Raw genomic sequence first — 19,676 nt, 5'->3', positions numbered from 1 at the left:
CTGAATGTTGAATCGAGCGAAACAATTAAGCATTTTTCTAGCCGTGTTATGGGCAGCTTTCACAGCTGGCTATTCCTTTGCTCAAGGCGAGTTTTATGCTTTTGAAACGGCGCAGCAAGAACAAATGTTTAACGAGTTAACTCGTGAATTGCGATGCCCAAAATGTCAGAACCAGTCGATTTCAGATTCAGACGCGCCGCTAGCTCAGGATATGCGCCAGTTGGTTTATCAAATGGTGATGGAAGGGCAGAGTCGCGAGCAAATCATCGACTTTATGAAGGTTCGTTACGGCGACTTTGTGCACTACCAGCCTCCTTTTCAAAATAGTACCATGATCCTTTGGCTTGGCCCTATAGCGGTCATTCTTATCGGTATTTTAGTGATTTATTTTCAGGCGCAAGGCAATAAAAGGCAGTGCGCAAATATTGAAGCTGAAGACCTTACTCCTGAAGAAGAACAGAAAATTAACGCCATTTTGAAAAATAATGCGGATAACTCAGTTTCGCAGGCGTCAAATACCAACGAGGAACGAACATAATGTGGGTTGTAGCGCTACTTCTTTTGCTGTCGTTAGCTATTGCTATCGTGGTGGTTGCGCGTAAACGGCAGTCATTAGCATTGTCGACGATGCAGGCCAATAGAGCTGTTTTCGAGTCTCGACTAGCAGAGTTAGAGGAAGACTTTAACCAAGGCTTATTGAATGAGAAAGACCTTGCGAATGCGAAGCGTGAATTAAAGAAAACGTTTGTGACCGACGTACACGACCCCGACGAGCAAGTGGAACAGAAAAGCGCATCCGTGGTTTGGATTCTTGTGGTGCTCGTTGTTTCTTCTGTGGGCATCTACCTGCTTAACGGCTCATGGCAACAACAGCGTAGTGCAGACGAAGCGCTTGCTAACCTAGAGTCACGCTTTGAATTATTGAGAACGCAACCAGGGCAAGGTGTTAACCGAGAAGAACTGGAGCTATTTGCCTTAGGTTTGAGACAGCAGCTTGAAGCAAGACCTGACGCAGGCGCTTGGAGCATGTACGGTCGCATGATGGTGCAACTCGATCGCCTTGATGAAGCATTACAGTCGTTTGAAAAAGCACGCCAACTCAACCCTCAAGACCACTCTAATCTTGTCATGTATGCCCAAGCGTTACTTGTTTCGGGTAGCGACAATGACTTAGCGCAAGCTGCCGGATATATTCGCCAAGTGTTAGAAGAGGATACGCGTAATTTAGAGGCTCTTGGTTTGTTAGGGGTTATAGCGTTTGAACGGGGAGACTACGACCGTGCAGTTCAGGCTTTTGAGTTAACATTGAGAATGATGCGTTCAGAAGACCCGAGATATGCGACTATTGAGCAAGCGCTAGCCGATTCCAGGGCACGTGCAGATGGTTCGGTAATTACTCTAACCGTGAACGTCGACATTAGTGAGCAACTACGCAACGAACTTCGACCTGGAAGCACATTATTTGTGTTTGTACGTGAGCCAGACGGCCCGCGTGTTCCAGTTGCCGTCTACCGTCAGCAAGTTGCTGACTTCCCAATTACGGTAACACTAACCGATGAGAATGCGATGACGCCGGAGCGGACGTTGTCGAGTGTTGAAAACTGGCTAGTTGGCGCGCGTGTGTCCACATCTGGTACAGTGAACGTTCAATCAGGTGATATGGAAGCAAGAGCGGTGCTAGTGGAAGGCGGTAGCAGTCAAACAGTAAGCCTACGCATTACGGAGATAATGTAATGATTCGTATGGCGTGGATGGCGATATGGGCAGTAGTCGTATTAAGCGGCTGCTCTTCTATGCCCGATCAAGAAAAGGATGAAACAGGTCCTCAAGTCACTGATGCCGTGTCGAATAGCGTTACCACAAGCACAACAGACGAGCCAAACTTTGACTTCTCCGATCCTCGTGACCCTTTCGAGTCGATCAACCGTCCGTTATGGGATTTCAACCGTGATACGCTCGATCCTTACTTGATCTTGCCGGTAGCGAACGCATACGAGCACGTTCCTTCACCGATTCGTCGTGGTTTATACAACATGACAGACAACCTTAACGAGCCCGCTAGTTTCGTAAACAATATTCTTCAGCTGAAAATGAAAGACGCCTTTACGACAGTAGGGCGCTTTGCCATTAACAGTACCATCGGTCTGTTGGGCTTTTTTGATGTCGCCGATAAGTGGGGCATTAAAGAACAAAAAGAAACATTCGGTGAAACCTTAGCTGTGTATGGTATGCCTGCCGGCCCTTACGTTATGTTGCCGGCGGCAGGCCCGACTGTGCTAGCCGACCGAGGTGGCGACTTTGTTGATGACTTTATTTGGCCTGCTCCCGTCCTCAGTTGGCAGGTTTCTGCAGCGCGTCTCTTGTTCCGTGGGCTTGAACAGCGCATTGAGCTGAAGCAGCTAGAACCGATGTTAGACAACTCTTTAGACGAATACTCTTTTGTTCGTGAAGCTTATTTCTCTTACTGGCGTGACAAAGTTTACGACGGTAACCCGCCGGTTGAAGAAGACACCTGGGAAGACGAGTGGAATAACGACTGGGAGAGCGAATGGGAGTCTTCTTGGCCTGAAGAAACGGGCAGCGAGCCCGAGGAAACAAGTTCAGAAGGCAATTAATATTTCCACTTGGAAAATTGACGAATAACAGATACTGGTCAATGCTCATAGTAATCATTGTGTGCAGGAGTCCAGTGAATGTCCCTAAGTAAGGTTCTCGTCATCGAAGATGATACGGTATTCAGCGGTATCGTACAGAAGTTCCTTGAACAGCGAGGCTACCTTGTTTTTGCAGCGGAAGATGGAGAAACAGGTCTAGCGTTATGCCAATCTGAACACCCCGATGTGGTGCTTTGCGACCTTATGCTGCCTAAAATCTCGGGGCTTGAGGTACTGGAAAACCTTTTATTTAAAACCTCCTCTTTGCCGGTTATCGTTATTTCCGGCTCTCAACAGATATCAGATATTCGTGAAGCTGTGCGCTTAGGTGCATGGGACTACCTAGTTAAACCGATAGATCAATTAGACATCCTAGATACGGCGATTCAGAACTGCCTAACACGAACTAGCTTAGAAGATGCTTGGGAGCGCGAGCGTTGGGAGCTCGACGACCACATTGATGTGCTGTTCCAAAGTGAGGACATGTTCGAGCGCTTGCGTAACGACTTACTTCCAAATGGTGCACTAGAGTTACCTGCTTGCAAAATTTCTCATCAGCTTTGCCCGCGCGTATACGACCAAGTTCTGTTGGACTACCACCGTTTCCCTAACAACCAAGCTTTGGTGTTTATGGCGTACTCTCAAGGTCAACCGGGTCAGAATGTGCTGGCGCTGCTGGTTCTAAAAAGTTTGCTTAACCCGCTTGTACGGCAGGGTATGTCGGGTGAAGACGGTTTACTTCGAGCTCCTCACCACCTGCTGGAACGTATGAACACGGAGCTCTGTCATTCTCGTATTCGTTCTGCTTTTGACGTGGTGGCGGTTTGGGTGAATGGCAATACGGGTGACATGTACGCTTCGGTTGCTGGAGAACAGCTGAGTCTTTCTACGGAGCATAAGCCTGATTTGGCACTGGGTATCTGGGCTCAGGCTCATTATGCCCAGCATAGCTTCAAGCTAGATGAAGATGTAGCCATAGAGCTTAAAAATGTGGGGACATTGGTCACGATTGCCAAACACGGATGATAAGTCGGACGATCGTGGTCGTGCTAGGTATCCAGTCACGTAGCAATGGCTAACCGATGAGGGTTGCGAGAATCTGTTTGTACGGACCGCTGTGCGGTATCCACGGTGGTGGTTATAGCTAGCTGGTTTTGTGCTAGGCATGAGGTTACGTATCAGTTTTTTGTTCATGGGGCTTCCGAGGCCCTGTCACAAAGACGCTGCAAGTACATCCATGTACGCTTGATTTCCGGCATCCATGCCTCCAACACTTTGTGATCAGGGCCTCGAAATCCCTTTTCATGAACAAAAATCTGCATCAGGGATTATCAACACTAATTAATAAAAGTCACGGCATGAGAAAAGCACATCGAGTGCTTCTCTCATGCCAAAAGCCAAGCCTCTGGTTCGAAATTTGTTTTTATCAACCAATCTTCGTCCGCAAAATTTCCTTTAAAGCTTCATTAAAATAACTGAATTGCGAGTAGTGTGGGTCGTTGAGTGGCGCTCTTCTTGCGAGAACAATTATAAAGGCTAGCTCGTTAAATACGTACCAGATCAAGAAAAAGGAGCGGACTCCTGGCATTCACGAGGTGCTCGATGCTCCTTGTGAATGCCGTGTCTCATTATTTGATTGCACTGATGATGCCAGATGCAATGGCTAACCGATGTCAGAGGGTTGCGAGGTTTCTGACCACAGGGTCTCTGAGACATGGATGTCGAAGAGAAGCCTACATGGATGTATTCACGGCGTCCCTGTGGCAGATTCTCGCAAGCCTCATCGGTTAGTCATTGATACGTGACCTAATACCTAGCACAAGCCTGAATAGCTATTACCTCAACAGCGGAAAGCGCACGCACTGACACGCGTAAACCAAAGCTATTTTTTAGGTAAGTAAGGTACTGCAAGGTTTAGCGTAATGGGGAATAGTACCAGCGGGTACAGAAGTCCTGCGGCTATGAGCGCCACGATTTTCCATGCTAGTCCAGGAATGTAAAGAAGCGACCAGAACAGTGCTATAAGTACCAAAGCCTTTAGCGTTACAGCCACAGCACGGCGGCTGAAAGGCATCGATTTTGCCGCTAAATGCACTTGCGCAACTCGTTCCCTTGGAGAGTATTGTTGCAGCTCTGGAATGTTCTTAGTTGAAAAATACATACCGCCTCCTTTCTGATCTTAATAATACCATCGCCCGTTAGATCAAATACAGATAATCTTCGAGATACCCTTTCGATTCTGTAAATCTTTGCTACCATTACTTAAATTCTAAGAAAAAGGGGAAAACTATGAGTCAGACGGAGCACGAGAACGATCCACTCAAGCCTGACGGAGAAGTCACACCCATTGAAACTGACTACAAGGTAGGTCAAGACAATATCGCAATTAAACTCGGCCCTTTTGGATTAGACGTCCACAATCGGGTCTTTTTAATATCTGGGTTAGCAGTTATAGCTTTTGTGGCGCTCACGCTTATTTTTCAGGAAAAGGCACAGCCACTTTTTGAAGGCGTTCGTAACTGGCTCACAGCAAACTTAGACTGGTTCTTTATCGGTGCTGCAAACATCTTCGTGGTGTTAGCACTAGTTCTTATCTTCACACCATTAGGTAAAGTTAGGTTAGGGGGAACGGAAGCTACGCCCGACTTTAACTATCTTGGTTGGTTCTCCATGTTGTTCGCTGCCGGTATGGGTATCGGGCTTATGTTTTATGGGGTTTCAGAACCGATTTCGCATTTCTCAAGCTCCTTTGGCGGTACTGCAATCGACGCAGAAACTGGTTTGCGCTCTGACTGGGCTCCTCTAGGTGGTGCAGAAGGCGACGCAGAGGCAGCACGCCGTTTAGGTATGGCTGCAACGATTTACCATTGGGCTCTGCACCCATGGGCAATTTACGCAGTGCTTGCGCTAGGTTTAGCTCTTTTTTCTTTTAACAAAGGTTTACCACTCACGGTTCGCTCAATCTTTTATCCACTATTGGGTGAGCGTGTTTGGGGTTGGCCGGGTCACATCATCGACATTCTAGCCGTACTCGCTACGCTATTTGGTTTGGCAACGTCGCTTGGTTTAGGCGCTGCGCAAGCTTCAGCTGGCTTGAACTTCTTGTTCGACACGCCGGAAGGTGTAGGTATGGAGGTTGTACTGGTTATCGGTATAACAGCTATAGCTCTATTTTCAGTGGTCGCTGGCTTGGAAGCTGGAGTTAAAAGGCTTTCAGAGATCAATATGATACTTGCAGCATTACTGATGCTGTTCGTTATCATTGTCGGTCCAACGATTGCCATTCTAACTGGCTTCTTTGAAAACCTTGTTGCTTATGTGGTGAACCTACCGGCTCTGTCTAATCCTGTGGGACGCGAAGACGCGAACTTCTCACAAGGCTGGACGGCATTCTATTGGGCATGGTGGATCTCTTGGTCGCCGTTCGTAGGTATGTTCATTGCGCGTGTTTCTCGTGGTAGAACTGTGCGTGAATTCCTAACGGCAGTATTGGTTATTCCATCTATCGCTTGTGTATTCTGGATGACCGTGTTCGGTGGTACAGCGATCACTCAATTCTTGGGCGGTTTCGAGAGCGTTGCCAATGTTGCACTCGAGCTCAAGTTATTTGAAATGTTGAGTCAGTTACCTGCAACAGCCATTACTTCATTCGTAGGTATCGTGCTTGTAGTCGTGTTCTTCGTAACCTCGTCAGACTCGGGGTCGTTAGTTATCGATACCATTTCGGCGGGTGGTAAGGTAAATGCACCTACACCACAACGCGTATTCTGGTGTACTTTCGAAGGGCTTGTGGCTATCGCGCTTATTCTTGGCGGCGGCTTGGTTGCGCTACAAGCTATGGCAGTTTCAGCCGGACTACCGTTTACCATTGTGCTACTTATGAGTTGTATAGCACTTGTGAAGGGGCTTTTAGATGAGCCTAGATCGGTATAGATGGAAGCTGAACACCTAGAAATTCTCGACTTTCTCAAACAGCACGCTCCGTTTAACGAGCTGCCAGACGAGGAAGTCGAGCGATTATCTCAACTTACGGATGTCGCCTACTTTAAGGCAGGTAGCGACATCCTTTCCTACCAACAACGTATTGAAGACTTACACGTAGTTCGAAGTGGCGCGGTCGAGGTTTATCATCGCAACGGCGACTTATATAACCGTTTAAGCTCAGGTGGCTTTTTTGGTGAAGCCGGGTTACTGCGCAATGGCAAAGTACGGTATCCGGTCACTTCACTAGAAGACTCTTTAATCTATCTCGTTCCTGGAACCGAATTTAATCGGTTATTCGACGACTATGAAAGCTTTGCAGACGCGGTGGAAACTGAAGATCGCGAACGTTTAAAGCGAGCGCTTGACCGCCGTGCTAGCGCCAATGACATGCTAACGGCCACGATAGAGACATTGGTATATAGAGAGCCTATCGGTATGAAAAGCTCGGGCTCTATTAGAGAAGCAGCGGAAATGATGACTGAACAAGAAGTGAGTTCGTTGCTTATATATGAAGAAGACCAAGAAGACCCAGACAAGCCCTTAGGTATTATTACCGACAAAGATTTGCGCAAAAGAGTGTTAGCTGTCGGTTTGAGCGATCAAACCGCGGTAAAAGAAATTATGTCTGAAGGCATCGTTTGCGTGCAGCATAATCAACGCATTTTTGAAGCGATGCTGATGATGCTGCGTAGTAACCTTCACCATTTGCCCGTACTCAAGAAAGGCAAAACCATTGGCGTTGTAGCGCTTTCAGACGTGGTTCGCCACGAATCCAAAAGCAGTTTATTTGTGGTGGGTAATATTTTCCGCGCCACCACGGTGGAAGAACTGGAAGCACTTAAAGACGACGTGAAAGCTACGTTTGTGAAAATGGTTGATGAAGACGCAAACTCAAGAATGATTGGCTCATCAATGGCAGTGATTGGACGTAGTTTCAAGCAACGTTTATTAGAGCTTGGTGAAGAGAAGCTTGGGCCTCCGCCCGTACCTTATTGCTTCTTAGCTTTAGGATCTATGGCGAGAGACGAGCAGTCGATTGTGACCGACCAAGACAACGCCATGATTTTACATGATAGTTTTAACCCAAAAGAGCACGATGCTTATTTTCTGGAATTGGCTCAATTTGTGAGTGACGGCTTAGCGTCTTGTGGCTACACCTATTGTACTGGCGACATTATGGCCACGAACAAGAAATGGCGCCAACCTTTGCGGGTCTGGAAAGAGTATTTTGACGACTGGATTGAAGAACCTACGCCGGAACGGCTTTTACATAGCTCAATATTTTTCGACTTAGACGGTGTATGGGGCAAGTTAGACTTTGCTGAGCAATTAAACAGGTTGATTCGTCAGAAAGCTCCAAAGAATAAGCGTTTTCTGGCCTGTATGGCGAGGAATGCATTACAACGAACGCCGCCGCTAGGTTTTTTCAAAGATTTCGTCATGGAGAAAGACGGAAAACACAATAACGCTATAAATACCAAACGCCGCGGCACAGCCCCAGTAGCAGACTTAATTCGCGTTCATGCATTAGCGATTGGTTCGAAAGAGCGTAACTCATTTGCGCGGTTGGAAGATGTGGTTGACGCAAGTATTTTAACGCCCGGGCGAGGACCTGACTTAAGAGACGCACTAGAACTAATTTCGATGGTGAGAATTCGTCATCAAGCATTGTCCCTTACTCAGGGTGAAATACCAGACAACAACGTAGAGCCGGAAGCGCTTTCGGACTTTGAAAGAAAGAATTTGCGCGATGCATTTCAAATTTTAAGCAATGCCCAGAAATTCTTAAAGTTCAGATATTCCCTAAGTTAGTGCATGTATTTAGGACAACGAGAATTGAAAAGCGCGCTGCAATCTCAAATCAACTGGCCTGCAAGGTTACAGGAATTAGCGGGTTCTGCGCGAAATAGCCATTTACAGCATTTTTATTCTGCGACCATCCCTAACGCTGACACGCCGCTGCGCGACGTGAAATTTCTCGCGCTAGATTTTGAAACTTCTGGCTTAGACCCCCAGCAGCACGGCATTGTAAGTGTTGGTGTTGTACCGCTGACTCTTGAGCGTGTGTTCGCGAACAAGGGCAAACATTGGCTAGCGAAACCACGAAAAGCTATGGCAGATGAGTCGGTGGTTTATCACGGTATTACCCACTCGCAAATAGAAGACGCCCCCGACCTATTGGAAACCTTTGATGAGCTTCTAGAAGTTATGTCGGGGCACATAATGATTGTTCATTATAAGGCGATTGAGCGCACGTTCTTAGACGTAGCGTTGCGAGAGCGTATAGGTGAAGGTATTGAGTTCCCGGTTATCGATACCATGGAGATTGAGCATGGACTTCACCGCGCTAACAAAACAAGCTTTTGGCAGCGTTTAAAGAAACAGCCTCCAATGTCTATTCGCTTGGCAGATTCACGTGCGCGTTACGGCTTACCCTTTTATCGTCCGCACAATGCGCTTACCGACGCACTAGCAACGGCGGAATTGTTTCAGGCTCAGGTACAACATCACTATTCGCCTGACACTCCTTTGTCGGAATTGTGGTCGTGATCGGGGCATTTGGGGCAGGCGAAAGCCAGTCCCGTAAGTTCAATCTCTCTCCCACGAACAACTCCCGCTAAAAAAATCTGTTATGCTCCCGATATTATAATTATTGCAATAACTTAGGCGTGGGTATGGAAACAATACTGGTCACTGGTGGTGCGGGGTTTATCGGCTCGGCGGTTGTTCGTTATCTTATCTCCGAAACTACCGCTCATGTTGTTAACGTAGACAAGCTGACTTATGCCGGTAATTTGCAATCTTTAAAATCAGTCGCTGAAAGCGATAAGTATCACTTTGAACAAGTGGATATTTGCGATGCGGCGAGCGTAAGTGCAGTATTCGAGAAGTACCAGCCTACCAAAGTGATGCACTTAGCTGCAGAGAGTCATGTCGACCGTTCTATTGATGGTCCGAAAGACTTTATCGATACGAATATTATCGGCACCTATCAAATGCTGGAAGCAAGTCGCAAATATTACGCCCAGCTTAGCTCTACTCAACAAGCTAGCTTTCGCTTTCATCATATTTCAACAGACGAAGTTTTTGGTGATTTACCGCTCGAAGAACCCGCGTTTAATGAAGACGCAGCTTATGAGCCCAGCAGTCCATACTCTGCTTCTAAAGCAAGTTCAGACCATTTAGTGAGAGCTTGGCAGCGGACTTTTGGTTTGCCTACGGTAGTCACAAATTGCACGAACAACTATGGTCCGTATCATTTTCCGGAAAAGCTAATTCCGCTGATGATTTTGAATGCACTGCGCGGAAAGCCTTTACCGGTTTATGGTGACGGCGCGCAAATCAGAGATTGGTTATTTGTTGAAGACCATGCAGAAGCATTATATCGCGTACTAGCTGAGGGTAAACCCGGACGCACATACAATATCGGTGGCAACAACCAAGTTAAAAATATCGAGGTTGTTCATGCCATTTGTGATGCTTTAGAGCTGTTACGTCCAGAAAAACCAGAGGGTGTTGAGAAGTATAGCGACCTTATTACTTTTGTGGATGACCGTCCGGGGCATGATGTCCGTTATGGCTTAGATACTACTAGAATTAAACAAGAGCTTGGCTGGGTACCTTCAACGAAGTTTGAAGAGGGCATTCATAAAACTGTGAGTTGGTATTTGGATAACACTTGGTGGTGGCAAGCTATACTCGATAAATCTTACCAATTGCAAAGACTGGGAATAGGGAAATAAATATGAAAGGTATTGTATTGGCTGGCGGTTCGGGAACCAGGCTTTATCCCATCACGAAGGGGATTTCTAAACAGTTATTGCCTATTTACGACAAGCCGATGGTGTATTACCCGATATCTGTCCTCATGCTTGCCGGTATTCGAGATATTTTGATTATTACCACGCCAGAAGAGCAAGACGCGTTCAAACGTATTCTGGGTGACGGCAGCGACTTCGGTGTGTCGTTTACCTATGCTATTCAAGAAAGCCCAGACGGACTCGCTCAAGCCTTTATTATCGGTGAAGAATTTATCGGGGACGACTCGGTTTGTTTGGTTCTGGGTGACAATGTTTTTCATGGTCAAGGCTTTATGCCCAAACTGAAAGGAGCGATAGCACGAAAGTCAGGAGCCACAGTTTTTGGTTATCAAGTAAAAGATCCTGAGCGCTTTGGTGTAATTGAAGTTGATAAAGAGCAGCGAGTACTTTCCATAGAAGAAAAGCCGGAAAAGCCAAAATCTCACTATGCCGCCACAGGCTTGTATTTTTATGACAATAACGTTGTAGAAATCGCGAAGAATGTGAAACCTTCGGCGCGTGGCGAGCTGGAGATTACCAGTATCAATCAAGCTTATTTAGAGCGTGGTGAGTTGCATGCGGAATTTCTAGGGCGCGGATTTGCTTGGCTAGACACAGGCACTTTTGAAAGCCTATTGGCGGCCTCTTCGTTTGTTGAAACCATTGAACAACGTCAGCGCTACAAAGTGGCAGTATTAGAAGAAATTGCGTACTACAACGGCTGGCTAAGTAAGAGTGACTTGGTTCGTATTGCTGAAAGCATGAAAAAGAACTCTTATGGGAAATATCTTTTAGAAATTGCCAACGATCCGCATCGGTTGTAAGCACATGGGGACAGGCTTAAGCTTAGCAAACCCGATAACGTTCGTACGGGCCGCTGTGCGGTCTGCTGACGTGAGCTATCATTCGAGCAGAAACTCAGTGGCATATTGAAACATCTCCGTGGAGACCGCACAGCGGTCCATACGGGTGCTGCGCAATTTCCCGATCAGATTTTCGTAGCGGTAATCACTGCTCGTTTCGGTGCTGGGTAACCTTCCACGGTTAAACTCGGGTCAGTTGGGTCTAAGAAGTCAGCTAGAGACTGGCCTTGCATCCACTCAGTGCTCCTTTGTTCGTCCAATGAGGTCACATTCTCGTCCACAACTTTTATGTCGGTTAGTGCTAGGCGAGATAACCAGTGGCAAAGAGCTTTTGAGCTTGGGATAAACCAAACATTCGGCATTTGTGCATATCTTTCGCCAGGAACAAGCACAGTGTTCTCGTCACCATCTACAACTAAGGTTTCAAGCACTAACTCGCCGCCAGAGCGCAATTGATCTACACACTGTTGTAAGAAAGCGAACGGCTCACGACGGTGGTATAAAACACCCATAGTGAACACTGTGTCGAACGCTTTAACCGGTTGTAAGTGCTCAATGCCCAATGGTAGATATTCAACATCGCGAGCAATTTGTTCAGGCATAAATCTGCGGATGGCTTGAAACTGCATCATAAACAGTTGCCCTGGGTCTACGCCGACGACAAGATCTGCGCCTGCACCTTTCATACGCCACATGTGGTAGCCACTACCGCAACCAATATCTAAAACTTTACGCCCTTGTAAGTCAGCAATGTGCGGGGCTACGCGGTCCCATTTCCAGTCAGAGCGCCACTCAGTATCAATGTCTACACCTAGAACATGAAATGGACCTTTTCGCCAAGGTGTGAGCTGCTTCAGAAGAGGCTCAACTGCCTTTATTTTCGGATCGTCACTCTGTGTCTTCAGAGTCACGCTATGTGCGATATCAATTTCTTCGGCCGTGACTTCGGGAAGCTGGCTCACCAACTTTTCCCACTTTTTAAGTTCGCCATGCCGGCGGTTTTGCGACCAGTCTTTTAAAGCTGCAGGGAGGGTTTCCAACCAATGACTCATGCCTGCTTCAATAAGGCGCTGGTAAAAAGCATCAAACTGACTCATTTATTTTGCTCGCTTTTAATGGCAAACCAAGAGGTGAAATTAAAGCAGCGGTACCAATTTTGCACCGTATCGAAACCAACATTGCTCAATCGTTCTATATGTTTTTCTGGGGTGTCGATACGCATTACGTTTTCAATCGCGGCTCGCTTTTGGCTAATTTCTAAGTCGCTGTAACCGTTCATGCGTTTGAAATCATGGTGTAATTCGTTCAATACACTCTCTGCTTGTGTATCTTCGTGGCGTACTTTTTCAGAAAGCAGAAAAATTCCGCCGGGCAATAGGGCATCGTAGATTTTCCGGATTAACTGCTCACGCTGCTCCGGAGGAATGAATTGCAGCGTAAAGTTCATGGCAACTACACTGCAAGGTTGAAACTCAGTGTCTAGAATGTCTTCACAGCGAATGGTTACCGGTACGTCGCCTTTCCACGCATTTACGTTCGACTGACAACGCGAAACCATTGCCTCTGAATTGTCGACGCCAATAATCTGGGTGCCTGCAGCTTGAATATGTTGTTTCATGGCAATGGTGGCGGCACCTAGTGAGCAGCCCAAGTCGTATATATAGCTGTTGGGTTGTGCGAACTTACCCGCTAAATGACCAATTGTTTGAACCATGGTGGAGTACCCAGGAACGGAGCGGCTGATCATGTCTGGGAATACGTTGGCAACATTTTCGTCGAACGAAAAGTCGGCCACTTCCCCTAAAGGTTTGGCATAAATAGAGTCGCGAGAAAAGTTCATAATCAAAATCCTTGTAACTATGGGGCGAATTGTACCTGAACGTGCTCGCTTGAGCCACTTGCGGGTGACTTCTAGGCGTTCGTTATCGTATACTATTGCGCTAGTTTACAAAGCTATTTTAAAGACATTACGTTGCAAATATTGCACACACTATTGAAGTCAGAAAACAGGAAATAAAAACACCATGCGCAGTCATTATTGTGGAGAGGTTACTGAAAACGCTCTAGGTCAGCAGGTTACGCTTGCGGGTTGGGTTCATCGTCGCCGTGATTTAGGCGGACTCATCTTTGTCGACATGCGTGATCGCAGCGGTATTGTGCAAGTAGTGTTTGACCCTGATCATGAAGACATGTTTGAGCTTGCAAATACATTGCGCCAAGAATTTTGTATTCAGTTGCGTGGTGAAGTTCGTGCGCGTCCAGAAGGTCAAGTGAACGACCGTATGACTACCGGACGTATCGAAGTTATTGCGTCGGAACTCACTATTTTAAACAAAGCGGCTCCGCTACCTATCGACTTCAACTCACAGGTGAGTGAAGAGTCGCGTTTGCGTTATCGTTATCTTGACCTGCGCCGCCCAGAAATGAACGAAAAGCTAGTTTTCCGCGCTAAAGTTTCAAGTGCTGTGCGCCGTTTCTTAGATGGTGAAAATTTCTTAGATATCGAAACACCAATGCTTACTCGTGCAACCCCTGAAGGTGCTCGCGACTACTTGGTGCCGTCTAGAACGCATGACGGTAAATTCTTCGCTTTGCCGCAGTCGCCGCAGTTGTTTAAGCAATTGCTGATGATGTCGGGCTTCGATCGTTACTATCAAATCGTGAAGTGTTTCCGCGACGAAGACTTACGAGCAGACCGTCAACCAGAATTTACCCAAATTGATATCGAAACAACGTTCATGAGTGCACAAGAAGTGCGTGACACCACAGAACGTTTGGTACGTTCGTTGTTTACCGAGCTTCTTGAGGTCGACTTGGGCTCTTTCCCTGTGATGAGCTATGCAGAAGCTATGCGTCGCTTTGGTTCAGACAAGCCCGACCTACGTAACCCGCTTGAGCTTGTAGACGTAGCTGATCTAGTGAAAGACATCGAGTTTAAGGTATTTGCAGGGCCAGCGAATGACGAGAAAGGTCGAGTAGCTGTATTGCGCGTGCCAGGTGGAGCGAAATTAAGCCGTAAGCAAATCGACGAATACACGAACTTTGTAGGCATTTACGGCGCCAAAGGTTTGGCTTGGTTGAAGGTGAACGATAAAGACGCTGGCATGGAAGGCTTACAGTCGCCGGTACTTAAGTTCTTACCTGAAGATGCCGTAAACGGCATTTTAGAGCGTACGGGTGCTGAAACCGGGGACATCCTATTGTTTGGTGCTGACAACGCTACCGTGGTCAGCGAAGCACTTGGTGCATTGCGTTTGAAAGTGGGTGAAGAGTTTGAGCTTGTTGAAGATAGCTGGAAGCCACTTTGGGTTGTCGACTTCCCAATGTTTGAAGAATATGAAGGTGGTTACGCAGCGCTGCATCACCCGTTTACCTCTCCTATTGGTGTAACGCCTGAAGAGTTAAAAGCAGACCCAGCAGCTGCGCTTTCTGATGCTTATGACATGGTATTGAACGGCTGTGAAGTTGGCGGTGGTTCGGTACGTATTTTCAACCCTGAAATGCAATCTGCTGTGTTTGAAATATTAGGTATTGGCGCAGAAGAAGCGAAAGAGAAGTTTGGCTTCTTGCTTGAAGCTTTGAAGTACGGCACACCTCCGCATGCAGGGTTAGCATTTGGCCTCGACCGTTTGGTCATGCTGATGGTTGGTGCAAGCAGTATTCGTGACGTGATTGCATTCCCGAAAACCACAACAGCCGCTTGTGTACTCACAGACGCACCAGGCTACGCCAACCCAGAAGCGCTAGAAGAGTTGGGAATAAAAGTCGTAGAAAAATAAAATTGGGGTCAGAGCACTTTGGGGTCAGAGCACAATGTGCTCTGACCCCATCTTAAAGAACGGAGGAAACATGGCAGGACATTCAAAATGGGCAAACATCAAGCACCGCAAGGCTGCGCAAGACGCTAAGCGCGGTAAGATTTTTACCAAATTGATACGAGAGCTAGTTGTGGCGTCTCGCCAAGGCGGCTCTGATCCTGACACCAATCCTCGTTTACGCGCCGCTATCGACAAAGCTTTGTCGAACAATATGAAACGCGACACTATAGACACTGCCGTTGCCCGCGGAGCGGGCGAGCTCGATGCGGACAACATGGAAGAAATCACCTACGAGGGCTACGGCCCTAATGGCGTAGCCGTAATGGTGGAATGCATGAGTGATAACCGAAATCGTACCGTGTCAGAGGTGCGTCATGCTTTCACGAAACATGGTGGTAATTTAGGTACAGACGGTTCTGTCGCTTATTTGTTTAGCAAACGCGGTGTACTCAGTTTCGCGCCTGGAGCAAACGAAGAAACAGTGATGGAAGCCGCGTTAGAAGGTGGTGCAGAAGACGTTGTGACTTACGACGATGGTGCAATCGATGTATTCACCACACCAGAAGACTTTGGCTCGGTAAAAGACGCATTAGACGCAGCCGGTTTAACCACCGACAACGCAGAAGTAACTCAAGTGCCTGCAACTAAGGCGGAACTAGACGTTGAAACTGCACAAACCGTGGTAAAAATGATCGACATACTCGACGATTTAGACGACGTACAGAACGTATATCACAACGCCGATATTCCGTGGGATCTTCTCTCTGAAGAATAAAGACAAAATGGGGTCAGAGCACCTAGTGCTCTGACCCCAATCTGACTGAAGATGAAATCCAATATAGTCAATGAGTTAAGAGTTAAAACTGTCCGTTAGCGTGACTTTGACGAATTTAAAGGATTTCTTGCCGAAACGCAGGTTGCGTAGGGCATGCAAGGAAACATAGTATGGGGTCAGAGCACTTAGTGCTCTGACCCCATTTTTAAGGAAAAGGAGAACAAATTTGTCCATCATTCTCGGTATCGATCCGGGGTCTCGTATAACGGGGTTCGGTATTATCCGCCAGCAGGGGAGTCGACTGACTTACCTGGGTAGTGGATGTATTCGAGCTGCATCGACAAGTGTTGCGACAACCACGCAAGGCGAACCAACTATGGCGGAGCGTCTTAAAACTATATTTGCGGGTGTTTCTGAACTCATAGAACAGTATTCCCCTACTCAATTCGCCATTGAACAAGTGTTTATGGCTCGTAATCCAGATTCGGCGTTAAAGCTTGGGCAGGCTCGTGGAGTAGCCATGGTCGCCGCTGCAAATGCGGGCTTAGAGGTGTGTGAGTACTCAGCTCGGCAAATCAAACAGTCTGTTGTAGGTACGGGCGCAGCTAAAAAAGAGCAAGTTCAGCATATGGTTATGCATGTACTTAAACTGCCCAACAAACCACAAGCTGATGCTGCGGATGCTCTTGCTGTAGCTATCTGCCACGCACACACTTATCAAACTTTAATTGCTCGTTCGTAACGGCAGTTTTCATCTTCGTACGGACCGCCGTGCGGTCTCCACGGTGATGTTCCAATGTGCCACTGACCCATCCCAACGCTAGACGGAAAAGTGCTTCTCGGTTACGATACAAAGCTAATGAAAAACAATAAAAAGCGGTATAAAAATGATCGGTAGACTTCACGGAACACTCGTAGCAAAACACCCCCCAGAACTTCTTATCGACGTGAATGGCGTGGGTTATGAGGTGAGTGTACCGATGACCTGCTTTTACGACCTTCCCGAAACCGGTGCTGAAGTGACACTATGGACGCATTTTGTTGTGAGGGAAGACGCGCAATTACTTTTTGGCTTCAACACCGCAGACGAGCGTGCTTTATTTCGTTTATTGATTAAAGCACAAGGCGTAGGGCCGAAGTTGGCACTTACCATATTGTCGGGCATGAGCGCCGGACAGTTTATTCAAACCGTACAGCATAACGACGTCACAACCTTAGTGAAAATTCCTGGCGTGGGTAAGAAGACCGCGGAGCGTCTCGTGGTGGAAATGCGTGATCGCTTGAAAGACTTCACAGGTGCCGATTACGATACAGGGCTGCCAGGTGCTGCAATTTCAACTCCTTCTGCTGCGCCTGCTCCAAGTGCGAAAGAAGAAGCTTTAAGCGCGTTAATAGCGTTAGGCTACAAGCCGAATCAAGCAGAAACCATGATTCGTAAAGTTGCTACAGAAGACATGGATGCAGAAACATTGATACGCACCGCTTTAAAAGCGATGCTTTGAGGACTCGTAAATGATCGAACCAGACCGCATGGTCCAAGCCAGCGCTACTAATGAAGATGAAGCGATAGACCGTGCGATTCGTCCTAAAAAACTGGAAGACTACACCGGCCAAGCCCACGTAGTTGAACAGCTTGGAATTTACATTGAAGCAGCGCGAGGCCGTGAAGATGCGCTCGATCATGTCCTTATTTTTGGACCTCCAGGATTAGGTAAAACCACACTGGCGAATATCATCGCTAATGAAATGAACGTAAGCATAAAAACAACTTCCGGACCAGTTCTTGAAAAAGCGGGCGATCTCGCAGCGCTTCTTACCAACTTAGAACCTAACGACGTACTCTTTATCGACGAAATCCACCGCTTAAGCCCAGTGGTTGAGGAAGTGCTCTATCCGGCTATGGAAGACTATCAGCTAGATATCATGATAGGAGAGGGCCCCGCAGCACGTTCAATTAAGCTCGATTTGCCACCTTTTACATTGGTCGGCGCAACGACACGTGCTGGCGCTTTAACTAGCCCACTAAGAGACCGCTTCGGCATAGTGCAGCGTTTAGAGTTTTATAACGTGGAAGACCTCACGACCATCGTAAAGCGCTCAGCGCATTTCCTAGACCTTAAAATGGACGAGCAAGGTGCAAAAGAAGTAGCTGCGCGCTCTAGAGGTACGCCAAGAATCGCCAACCGTTTGCTTAGAAGGGTTAGAGACTACGCAGAAGTTCGTGCCGACGGTCACATTACCGCTGAAGTAGCCTCGCAAGCACTAAATATGGTTGACGTGGATAAAGCTGGTTTCGACTACATGGACCGTAAACTTCTTGAAGCCATTATCGAGAAATTCGACGGTGGGCCGGTAGGTCTGGAAAACCTAGCTGCAGCTATCGGTGAAGAAAAAGACACGATTGAAGATGTCATTGAACCATTCCTCATTCAACAAGGATTTATTCAGCGCACACCGCGCGGGCGCATTGCTACCCAGCGTGCGTATTTGCATTTTAATATGAAACTTCCGTGACAAACTGAGGGCTGTAAAGAAAGCTTCATAATTTCCTGCAACAGTTAACTCATGTTCGCTACTCGTGAAACGTGAGTCGTATGGAAAATCCTCAAATTGTCGTTGTTGGTTTAGGCTACGTTGGTCTCTCAAACGCGGTATTACTGTCTACCCAATTTCGCGTAACTGCGGTCGATATCGACTCGACAAGAGTTGACGCAATACGAAACAAAACGTCACCCATTCAAGACCCGAAAATTACTGAGTTCCTGCAATCAAAAAGCCTGAACTTAACCGCGAAAACCGCGAGCGATGCGGAAAGCGAGTTCGCAAGCGCGCAGTATTTTATTGTTGCTACTCCAACCGACTACGACCCAAAATCAAACCACTTTGATACGTCTTCAGTTGAGCAAGTTATTCAGCAGATCACTGAATTAAATCCAAGTGCGTTAATCGTCATTAAAAGCACGATACCTGTTGGCTTTACCGAGTCTTCGAAGATCAAGTTTGCGACGCAAAATCTAGTATTCATGCCGGAGTTTCTGCGTGAAGGGCTGGCTCTTCATGACAACCTGAACCCTTCGCGAATTATTATTGGTGAGCGCGGTCCTCGTGCTCGTCAATTGGCTCAAATGTATAAATCTTGCGCTCAGAACAAAGACGTTCCAGAGCTTTTTATTGATAACACAGAAGCTGAAGCGGTAAAGCTGTTCTCTAACACTTACCTTGCCATGCGCGTGGCTTATTTTAATGAGCTAGACACGTATGCGGCAGTGCACAAGTTAGATACTCATTCGATTATTGAGGGAGTATGTTTAGACCCTCGGATTGGCATGCACTATAACAACCCCAGTTTTGGATTTGGCGGGTATTGCTTACCCAAGGACACCAAGCAATTACTCGCCAATTACAAGGACGTTCCCCAAAATATTATTCAGGCCATTGTCGACGCGAACCGCACCCGAAAGGACTTTATCGCTGAAGACATTATGGCGTTGAATCCTAAGGTCGTAGGTATTTATCGGCTTGTTATGAAGCAAGGGTCCGACAACTTTCGTGCGTCTGCGGTTCAAGGTGTTATGAAACGCCTAAAAGCGAAAGGTATAGAGATTATTTTGTATGAACCTGCGCTAACAGTAACTCACTTTTTTCACTCGCCTGTAATTCAAGATCTAAAGAGCTTCAAACAACAAGCAGACGTTATTGTGTCGAACCGTTTAGCGGAGTCTTTGTTAGACGTTCAGTCAAAAGTATACACCCGAGATTTATTCCATAGTGACGCTTAAAGG

At 47.0% G+C, this 19,676-nt stretch carries 18 protein-coding genes; 15 read left to right on the top strand and 3 right to left on the bottom strand.

The features are described from left to right. Nucleotides 1–4 precede the first annotated feature (4 nt). The 4 genes from EYQ95_RS05950 (at nucleotide 5) to EYQ95_RS05935 (ending at nucleotide 3,680) form a co-directional block, all read left to right on the top strand. Nucleotides 5–538 carry a cytochrome c-type biogenesis protein gene (locus EYQ95_RS05950; protein WP_111914992.1) on the top strand — a complete coding sequence of 178 codons (534 nt, stop codon included), beginning with the start codon at nucleotides 5–7 and terminating at the stop codon, nucleotides 536–538. Further along, nucleotides 538–1,734, top strand: coding sequence for a c-type cytochrome biogenesis protein CcmI (gene ccmI / locus EYQ95_RS05945; protein ID WP_111914991.1), 1,197 nt, complete (start codon nucleotides 538–540; stop codon nucleotides 1,732–1,734). Before EYQ95_RS05950 ends, ccmI begins: the two co-directional genes overlap by 1 nt. After that, on the top strand, nucleotides 1,734–2,615 hold the full coding sequence (locus tag EYQ95_RS05940; RefSeq protein ID WP_207801090.1) for a VacJ family lipoprotein: 882 nt from the start codon (nucleotides 1,734–1,736) through the stop codon (nucleotides 2,613–2,615). The genes ccmI and EYQ95_RS05940 overlap by 1 nt, the downstream gene beginning before the upstream one ends. A gap of 78 nt (nucleotides 2,616–2,693) precedes the next feature. Then, nucleotides 2,694–3,680 (top strand): response regulator, encoded by a 987-nt coding sequence (locus tag EYQ95_RS05935; RefSeq protein WP_111914990.1) that lies wholly within the window; start codon nucleotides 2,694–2,696, stop codon nucleotides 3,678–3,680. Nucleotides 3,681–4,536: 856 nt separating this feature from the next. Here EYQ95_RS05935 and EYQ95_RS05930 read toward each other — a convergent pair. Continuing rightward, the gene (locus EYQ95_RS05930; protein ID WP_111914988.1) at nucleotides 4,537–4,815 is read right to left on the bottom strand and encodes a DUF6170 family protein; all 279 of its coding nucleotides are present in this window, start codon (nucleotides 4,813–4,815) and stop codon (nucleotides 4,537–4,539) included. 128 nt (nucleotides 4,816–4,943) lie between these two features. On the opposite strand from EYQ95_RS05930, the gene EYQ95_RS05925 reads away from it, so the two are divergent. The 5 genes from EYQ95_RS05925 (at nucleotide 4,944) to rfbA (ending at nucleotide 11,262) form a co-directional block, all read left to right on the top strand. Next, nucleotides 4,944–6,587, top strand: a complete 1,644-nt coding sequence (locus EYQ95_RS05925) for a BCCT family transporter (protein WP_111914987.1) — start codon at nucleotides 4,944–4,946, stop codon at nucleotides 6,585–6,587. Further along, nucleotides 6,588–8,450 carry a DUF294 nucleotidyltransferase-like domain-containing protein gene (locus EYQ95_RS05920; protein ID WP_111914986.1) on the top strand — a complete coding sequence of 621 codons (1,863 nt, stop codon included), beginning with the start codon at nucleotides 6,588–6,590 and terminating at the stop codon, nucleotides 8,448–8,450. A gap of 3 nt (nucleotides 8,451–8,453) precedes the next feature. Continuing rightward, nucleotides 8,454–9,188: a 3'-5' exonuclease gene (locus tag EYQ95_RS05915; protein WP_111914985.1), complete on the top strand. Its 735-nt coding sequence runs from the start codon at nucleotides 8,454–8,456 to the stop codon at nucleotides 9,186–9,188. A 125-nt stretch (nucleotides 9,189–9,313) separates the two neighbouring features. Continuing rightward, nucleotides 9,314–10,381, top strand: a complete 1,068-nt coding sequence (rfbB, locus tag EYQ95_RS05910) for a dTDP-glucose 4,6-dehydratase (RefSeq protein ID WP_111914984.1) — start codon at nucleotides 9,314–9,316, stop codon at nucleotides 10,379–10,381. A 2-nt stretch (nucleotides 10,382–10,383) separates the two neighbouring features. Beyond that, entirely contained in the window at nucleotides 10,384–11,262 is an 879-nt protein-coding gene (rfbA, locus tag EYQ95_RS05905; RefSeq protein WP_111914983.1) for a glucose-1-phosphate thymidylyltransferase RfbA, read from the top strand. A gap of 164 nt (nucleotides 11,263–11,426) precedes the next feature. Here rfbA and cmoB read toward each other — a convergent pair whose 3' ends face one another. Together cmoB and cmoA are read right to left on the bottom strand one after the other, a co-directional pair. Beyond that, nucleotides 11,427–12,398, bottom strand: coding sequence for a tRNA 5-methoxyuridine(34)/uridine 5-oxyacetic acid(34) synthase CmoB (gene cmoB, locus EYQ95_RS05900; protein WP_111914982.1), 972 nt, complete (start codon nucleotides 12,396–12,398; stop codon nucleotides 11,427–11,429). Then, complete coding sequence (gene cmoA, locus EYQ95_RS05895; protein ID WP_111914981.1) at nucleotides 12,395–13,141, bottom strand: carboxy-S-adenosyl-L-methionine synthase CmoA; 747 nt, start codon at nucleotides 13,139–13,141, stop codon at nucleotides 12,395–12,397. The genes cmoB and cmoA overlap by 4 nt, the downstream gene beginning before the upstream one ends. 184 nt (nucleotides 13,142–13,325) lie before the next feature. Here cmoA and aspS point away from each other — a divergent pair, with 184 nt between their 5' ends. From aspS to EYQ95_RS05865, 6 genes are all read left to right on the top strand, one after another. Beyond that, nucleotides 13,326–15,080 carry an aspartate--tRNA ligase gene (gene aspS, locus EYQ95_RS05890; protein ID WP_111914980.1) on the top strand — a complete coding sequence of 585 codons (1,755 nt, stop codon included), beginning with the start codon at nucleotides 13,326–13,328 and terminating at the stop codon, nucleotides 15,078–15,080. 70 nt (nucleotides 15,081–15,150) lie between these two features. Beyond that, complete coding sequence (locus EYQ95_RS05885) at nucleotides 15,151–15,894, top strand: YebC/PmpR family DNA-binding transcriptional regulator (RefSeq protein WP_111914979.1); 744 nt, start codon at nucleotides 15,151–15,153, stop codon at nucleotides 15,892–15,894. 226 nt (nucleotides 15,895–16,120) lie between these two features. After that, nucleotides 16,121–16,636, top strand: coding sequence for a crossover junction endodeoxyribonuclease RuvC (ruvC, locus tag EYQ95_RS05880; RefSeq protein ID WP_111914978.1), 516 nt, complete (start codon nucleotides 16,121–16,123; stop codon nucleotides 16,634–16,636). A gap of 145 nt (nucleotides 16,637–16,781) precedes the next feature. Continuing rightward, complete coding sequence (gene ruvA / locus EYQ95_RS05875) at nucleotides 16,782–17,396, top strand: Holliday junction branch migration protein RuvA (protein ID WP_111914977.1); 615 nt, start codon at nucleotides 16,782–16,784, stop codon at nucleotides 17,394–17,396. 10 nt (nucleotides 17,397–17,406) lie between these two features. Further along, a complete protein-coding gene (gene ruvB / locus EYQ95_RS05870) occupies nucleotides 17,407–18,408 on the top strand; it encodes a Holliday junction branch migration DNA helicase RuvB (protein ID WP_111914976.1) in 1,002 nt (333 codons plus the stop codon). 80 nt (nucleotides 18,409–18,488) lie between these two features. Continuing rightward, nucleotides 18,489–19,673 carry a nucleotide sugar dehydrogenase gene (locus EYQ95_RS05865; RefSeq protein WP_111914975.1) on the top strand — a complete coding sequence of 395 codons (1,185 nt, stop codon included), beginning with the start codon at nucleotides 18,489–18,491 and terminating at the stop codon, nucleotides 19,671–19,673. Nucleotides 19,674–19,676: the final 3 nt, after the last annotated feature.

The sequence above is a fragment of the Lysobacter sp. N42 genome (genome assembly GCF_004344885.1).
Note: the sequence above shows the minus strand (reverse complement) of the source record. Positions and strands in the feature narration are given on the sequence as shown.